We start from the raw sequence: 6,487 nt of genomic DNA, 5'->3' as shown, positions 1-6,487 counted from the left end.
TGCTTGGCCAGCCCGTTTCCATGTTGATCCCGCGCGTTGTCGGCTTCAAGCTCACCGGCTCCATCCCCGCCGGCGCCACCGCCCACGGACGTCGTCCTGACCATCACCGAGCAGCTGCGCAACCACGGCGTGGTCGGCAAGTTCGTGGAATTCTACGGCGAAGGCGTTGCGGCCGTGCCGTTGGCCAACCGCGCCACCATCGGCAACATGAGCCCGGAGTTCGGCTCAACGGCAGCGATGTTCCCGATCGACGACGTCACCCTCGAGTACTTGCGCCTCACCGGCCGCTCCGAGCAGAACGTCGCCCTGGTCGAGGCCTACGCGAAGGAACAGGGCCTCTGGCACGATCCCTCGCACGAGATCAAGTTCTCCGAGTACCTCGAGCTCGACCTGTCCACGGTTGTTCCCTCGATCTCGGGCCCGAAGCGTCCCCAGGACCGGATCATCCTCACCGAGTCCAAGGCGCAGTTCCGCGAGGACCTGCGCAACTACGTGAAGGAAGACCTGGCCGACGGAAGCCTGGACGAAGCGATCGACGAGAGCTTCCCGGCCTCCGATTCGCCGTCGTTCACCGCCACCGCGACGCACCTGTCCGACGTCGCGCCGCACGGACACGGCCCGAAGTCCAACGGTCGTCCGTCGAACAAGGTGAGCGTCACAACAGCTGACGGCCGCGAATTCGAACTGGACCACGGTGCCGTTTCGATCGCTTCGATCACGTCCTGCACCAACACGTCCAACCCGTCGGTGATGCTTGCCGCCGCGCTGCTCGCCCGCAACGCCGTCGACAAGGGCCTCACGTCCAAGCCGTGGGTCAAGACTTCGGTTGCTCCCGGCTCCAAGGTTGTCACCGACTACTACGAGAAGTCCGGCCTGACCCCCTACCTGGAGAAGCTCGGCTTCTACATCGTGGGCTACGGCTGCGCCACCTGCATCGGCAACTCTGGACCGCTCGACGCCGAAATCTCCGAGGCCATCCAGGCCAATGACCTTTCCGTCTCGGCTGTCCTCTCCGGCAACCGCAACTTCGAAGGCCGCATCAACCCGGACGTCAAGATGAACTACCTGGCCTCCCCGCCGCTGGTCATCGCCTACGCCCTGGCCGGAACCATGGACTTCGACTTCGACGCCGATCCGCTGGGCCAGGACCAGGACGGCAACGACGTCTTCTTGAAGGACATCTGGCCGAACCCGGTCGAGGTCCAGAAGGTCATCGATTCCTCGATCGACAAGGAAATGTTCGCCCGCGGCTACGAGGGCGTCTTCGACGGCGACGACCGCTGGAAGGCACTCGACACTCCGGCAGGCGACACCTTCGCCTGGGACGCCAAGTCCACCTACGTGCGGAAGCCCCCGTACTTCGAAGGCATGAAGGCGCAGCCGGAACCGGTAACGGACATCGCCGGAGCCCGCGTGCTGCTGAAGCTCGGCGACTCCGTCACCACCGACCACATCTCCCCGGCCGGTTCCTTCAAGTCGGACACCCCGGCAGGCCAGTACCTTCTGGCCAACGGCGTGGAGCGCAAGGACTTCAACTCCTACGGTTCGCGCCGTGGCAACCACGAGGTCATGATCCGCGGAACCTTCGCGAACATCCGCATCAAGAACCAGCTGCTCGCTGACTTCAACGACGGTGCGGGCGTCGAGGGTGGCTTCACCCGCGACTTCACCCAGGCGGACGGCCCCCAGGCCTACGTCTACGACGCTGCCCAGAACTACCAGGCAGCCGGCACCCCGCTGGTGGTCCTGGCCGGCAAGGAGTACGGCTCCGGCTCGTCCCGTGACTGGGCTGCCAAGGGAACCGCGCTGCTTGGCGTCAAGGCTGTCATCGCCGAAAGCTACGAGCGCATCCACCGCTCCAACCTCATCGGCATGGGCGTCCTCCCGCTGCAGTACCCGGCCGGCGAATCGGCTGCGTCGCTCGGCCTGGTCGGCACGGAAACGTTCTCGGTCGAGGGCGTCACCGAGCTGAACAACGGCACCACGCCGCGGACGCTCAAGGTCACGGCAACGGCCGAGGACGGCAGCACCAAGTCCTTCGACGCCGTGTTGCGTATCGATACGCCGGGCGAAGCGGACTACTACCGCAACGGCGGCATCCTGCAGTACGTTCTGCGCCAAATCTCGGCCCACTAGCCGATACCGGCGCGGGCTCCGCCTGCGCCAAAGGCAAAAGCTACAGCCCCGGCTGGTCATCGACCGGCCGGGGCTGTAGCCTTTCCTGCGGCTTGGTTCCGGCCAAGGCGTTAGAGTTGTATAGCACGTCAACCACCCTAAGGAGGGGCCGTTGGGACTTTTGGAGACAATCCGGAACCCGCAGGACCTGAGCAAGCTCACCAGTCAGCAGCTGGAGCAGCTTGCAGGCGAGATCAGGACTTTCCTCATCACCAACGTCGCCCAAACGGGTGGTCACCTTGGACCGAACCTTGGCGTGGTGGAACTCACCATGGCCATCCATAAGGTCTTCGATTCGCCGCGCGACAGCATCGTTTTCGACACCGGCCATCAGTCCTACGTCCACAAATTGCTGACCGGCAGGCAGGACTTCAGCACCCTCCGGCAGCAAGGTGGCATGTCCGGCTACCCCGATCGTGCCGAGTCCGAGCACGACATCGTGGAAAGCTCCCACGCGTCCTCCTCTTTGTCCTGGGCCGACGGTATCTCCCGTGCCCGCCAGTTGACCGGCGAGGGCGACCGCTGCGTTGTCGCCGTCGTCGGAGACGGTGCGCTGACGGGCGGCATGGCCTGGGAGGCAATCAACAACATCGCCGCCGACAAGCGGCGACGCGTGGTGATCGTCGTCAACGACAATGGCCGCTCCTATGCCCCGACGGTCGGCGGTCTTGCCGACTACCTCGCTTCGCTGCGCCCCACGATCGATTCCTTCCGGGCAGCCCCCACCTATGAAGTGGTGTTGGACTGGTGGAAGAAGAAACTCCAAAGCGGCGGCCCGATCGGCCAGTTCACCTACAGGAGCCTGCATGCCATGAAGAAGGGCATCAAGGACTGGTGGGCTCCGCAAGGCATGTTCGAAGACCTCGGCATGAAGTACATCGGCCCTGTCGACGGCCACAACATGCGTGCCCTTGAGCACGCGCTGACTACCGCCCGTAATTACGGCGGCCCGGTGATCGTCCACGCCATGACTGAAAAGGGGCACGGCTACGCGCCTGCCCTCGCCAATGAGGCGGACCAGTTCCACGCCGTCGGGATCATCGATCCCGAAACCGGCGAACCCACCGAAGCGGGTGGAGCCCGCTCGTGGACATCTGTGTTCGCTGAGGAAATCGCGGACATCGCCGATGAGCGCGAAGACATCGTCGGTATCACCGGAGCCATGCTGATCCCCGTCGGGTTGCACAAGTTCGCTGAACGGCACCCTGAAAGAGTGATCGACGTCGGGATCGCCGAACAGCACGCCCTCACCTCGGCCGCAGGCATGGCCTTCGGTGGACTGCACCCCGTCGTCGCCGTTTACGCGACGTTCCTGAACCGTGCTTTCGACCAGCTCCTCATGGACGTCGCCCTGCACAAAGCCGGAGTGACGGTCGTGTTGGACCGCGCCGGCGTGACGGGCCCGGACGGGGCCAGCCACCACGGCATGTGGGACATGGCGATGGTCCAGATCGTTCCAGGGCTGCACCTCGCGGCTCCGCGGGATGCCAGCCGCCTGCGGGAAGAACTTCGCGAAGCGGTTGCCATCGCCGACGCGCCCAGCGTGGTGCGCTTCTCCAAGGGCAGCGTGGGAAGCGAGATCGAAGCGATCGAACGGCTTTCCGACGGCGTCGACGTGCTCGCGCGCCGCCCCGAAGGCTCTACCGAGAACGATGTCCTGGTTGTCAGCGTAGGCGCGATGTCCGAACTCGCCCTCGACGTCGCGTCCCGGCTCGGATCCCAAGGCATCAGTTCCACCGTGGTGGATCCGCGGTGGGTCCTGCCTGTACGCAAGTCCATCATCGCCCTCGCTGCCCGGCACCGTTTGGTGATCTGCATCGAAGACGGTGTCCGGGCAGGCGGCGTCGGCTCCCGGATCCGCCAGGAGATGCGCGCGGCCGGCGTGGACACGGCCCTCAACGAAGTGGGGCTTCCGGTCGAATTCCTCGACCATGGAACCAGGAGCCAAGTCCTTGAGCGCGTGGGCCTTACCGCCCAACAGATAACGCACGACGTCGTCGCGCAGGTCCTGGGGACAAAGGTGCCTTTCGCGCGGCCCCTGCCAGGACAAGAACACCCCAGCACAGGCAGTCTCCCCAAACTGTGAACCGCCTGTTCAAGGCAGTATCCAACAAACAGGCACCCTTCGACGGCACAGGTCCGAACAGCACTTGCCCGGAGTGGTTCAGAAAAGGACAGGCATGAGCGGCATCATCCGCACCTATAAGCGCGACGACGAAGCGGTCCTGCATTTCCGGGAAGCTTGGTATGACGACGAATTCAAGCAGTTCGTCATCAACCACGGGGTCGTAGGACACCAGAGCAGCACTGACGAAACCGACGTCGACGACGAATCCGCCGTCGAAGGCCTCATGACGGCCTTTGCCGCGCAATGCGAAGAAGACGGCTACGCGGAGATTCCCGAGACCGAGCAGTTTTGGGTGGTCGCTCAGATCGCGCTCAAGACAAAGGACGGTACCGACCGCGACCGCTACCTTGAACGCAAGGCGAAGGCCGCGCTGACGAGCGAACTAGCCTGGCGCGGTTTGGGTACCGTGGATCGATCCGATATCAGCGACTCGAAGCTCAACATTTTCTGCCTGTGCCCGGATGTCAACAAGGCCGTCAACGCCATCAAGGTGTGCATCAGGGGAGAAGACCTGGACTTCACCAAGCTGAGCATCGCGGCGGCGCCCCATGCCGAACCCACCGCATTCAAAGTAAAACACTCGCCGAAAACGGGCGCGGGCTTTACCCTCTAAGGACCACATCACCGCTTCGAAGGGACACGCATGGCGCCCAAGAGCAACTGGCCCGGACACACTCCGCTGCCCAAGGGCTTGTCCGCTCCCGCACGAAGGGCACTCGCCCACGAAGGTCTGGAAACCCTGGAACAACTCGCCGAGTTCGGCGAGCGACGGGTCGCGGCCCTGCACGGCATGGGACCCAAGGTCATGGCCCAGTTGCACGATGCGATGGAAGAGGCGGGAATCGCCTTCGGATCCTGAGCGGCGGACCCGCCCCCGCGGTCGTTGTAGGGTGAAACCATGACTGAATATCGCCGTCTTGGAAATTCCGGATTGACCGTCTCAGTAGTCGGTTTGGGGTGCAACAATCTCGGGCGGGCCAATACGGCCACTGAATCGCAGGAGGGTACCAACGCGGTAGTGCACGCCGCCTTGGACGCCGGAGTGACGCTTTTCGATGTTGCAGACGTCTACGGCCGGGAGCCCGGCCTCAGCGAGACCATGCTGGGCGTCGCCTGAAAGGTCGCAGGGACGACGCCGTCGTGGCCACGAAATTCGGCATGGACATGCACGGCGCCAACGGCAACGATTTCGGCGCCCGGGGATCGCGCCGCTATATCATCCAAGCAGCCGAGGCATCGCTGCGCCGCCTCGGCACGGACTGGATTGACCTGTACCAGTACCACACCCCGGACCCCCTCACCCCGGTTGACGAGACCCTCGCAGCCCTCGATGACCTCGTCACAAGCGGCAAGGTCCGGTACCTCGGCCATTCCAACCGTGCTGGGTGGCAGATCGCCGAAGCCGAATACGTCGCACGGATACAGGGCGGTGCACGGTTCATTTCGACGCAGAACCACTACAACCTTCTGGACCGCCGCGCGGAACTCGAAGTCCTTCCGGCCGCCCAGGCTTTCGGGCTCGGTGTCCTGCCGTATTTCCCCCTGGCGAACGGGCTCCTGACGGGCAAGTATGCTCCAGGCAGCGCCCCGGAAGGATCGCGCCTCAGCCACACGCGGACCAACATGGTCCACGACGCCGACTGGGTCCAGTTGGGCAGGTTCAGCCAATTCGCCAAGGAGCGGGACCTGAACGAATTGCAGCTGGCCTTCTCCTGGCTGGCCGCCCAGCCCGCAGTCAGCAGCGTCATTGCGGGAGCCACCAGCCCGGAGCAGATCGCAGAAAACGCGAAAGCCGTGCGCTGGGTGCCCACGGCGGAAGAACGTGCCGAAATGGACGACATCTTCCCGCGCACGCCCAAGGTAGCCCTTTTCTAAGGAGCGTTCCATGAGCGGGGAGCAGGCAGCGGCTGCAGGCCGGCGCGAATCCGTGAGCTTGCTGGTGGACTGCGACACAGGAATCGACGACGCCCTGGCCCTCGCCTACCTGTGCAGCCAGCCGCAGGTGGAACTCGTCGCAGTGAGCAGCACTCCGGGCAACGTCGGGGCGGAGCAGGTGGCACGCAACAACCTGTCCCTGCTCGAGTTGTGTGGCCGCCCTGACGTGCCCGTTGCCATCGGGGCCCGGGCTCCGCTGCGGATCCCGCTGACCACCACGCCGGAAACCCACGGTCCCCAAGGCGTGGG

The 6,487-nt window shown here is 64.4% G+C and carries 5 protein-coding genes and 1 pseudogene; all 6 read left to right on the top strand.

Annotated features, from left to right (window positions below):
- Nucleotides 1–36 precede the first annotated feature (36 nt).
- On the top strand, nucleotides 37–2,136 hold the full coding sequence (acnA, locus tag AHiyo1_RS15015) for an aconitate hydratase AcnA (protein WP_445286226.1): 2,100 nt from the start codon (nucleotides 37–39) through the stop codon (nucleotides 2,134–2,136).
- A 151-nt stretch (nucleotides 2,137–2,287) separates the two neighbouring features.
- A complete protein-coding gene (gene dxs, locus AHiyo1_RS15010; RefSeq protein WP_059389102.1) occupies nucleotides 2,288–4,261 on the top strand; it encodes a 1-deoxy-D-xylulose-5-phosphate synthase in 1,974 nt (657 codons plus the stop codon).
- Nucleotides 4,262–4,355: 94 nt separating this feature from the next.
- Nucleotides 4,356–4,916, top strand: coding sequence for a hypothetical protein (locus AHiyo1_RS15005; RefSeq protein WP_059389101.1), 561 nt, complete (start codon nucleotides 4,356–4,358; stop codon nucleotides 4,914–4,916).
- A gap of 30 nt (nucleotides 4,917–4,946) precedes the next feature.
- Nucleotides 4,947–5,162: a hypothetical protein gene (locus AHiyo1_RS15000; protein ID WP_059389100.1), complete on the top strand. Its 216-nt coding sequence runs from the start codon at nucleotides 4,947–4,949 to the stop codon at nucleotides 5,160–5,162.
- A 39-nt stretch (nucleotides 5,163–5,201) separates the two neighbouring features.
- Nucleotides 5,202–6,178: pseudogene (locus AHiyo1_RS14995) on the top strand (aldo/keto reductase).
- A 10-nt stretch (nucleotides 6,179–6,188) separates the two neighbouring features.
- The coding region (locus AHiyo1_RS14990; protein WP_172465610.1) for a nucleoside hydrolase at nucleotides 6,189–6,487 on the top strand (299 nt) is incomplete at its 3' end.

The organism is Arthrobacter sp. Hiyo1, from assembly GCF_001263615.2.
In the GTDB taxonomy this organism is placed as follows: domain Bacteria; phylum Actinomycetota; class Actinomycetes; order Actinomycetales; family Micrococcaceae; genus Arthrobacter.
Note: the sequence above shows the minus strand (reverse complement) of the source record. Positions and strands in the feature narration are given on the sequence as shown.

Bases quoted from the DNA above. Each gene is read 5' to 3' on its own strand.
- AHiyo1_RS15005 (WP_059389101.1), top strand. From the start codon at position 4,356: ATGAGCGGCATCATCCGCACCTATAAGCGCGACGACGAAGCGGTCCTG.
- AHiyo1_RS15000 (WP_059389100.1), top strand. From the start codon at position 4,947: ATGGCGCCCAAGAGCAACTGGCCCGGACACACTCCGCTGCCCAAGGGC.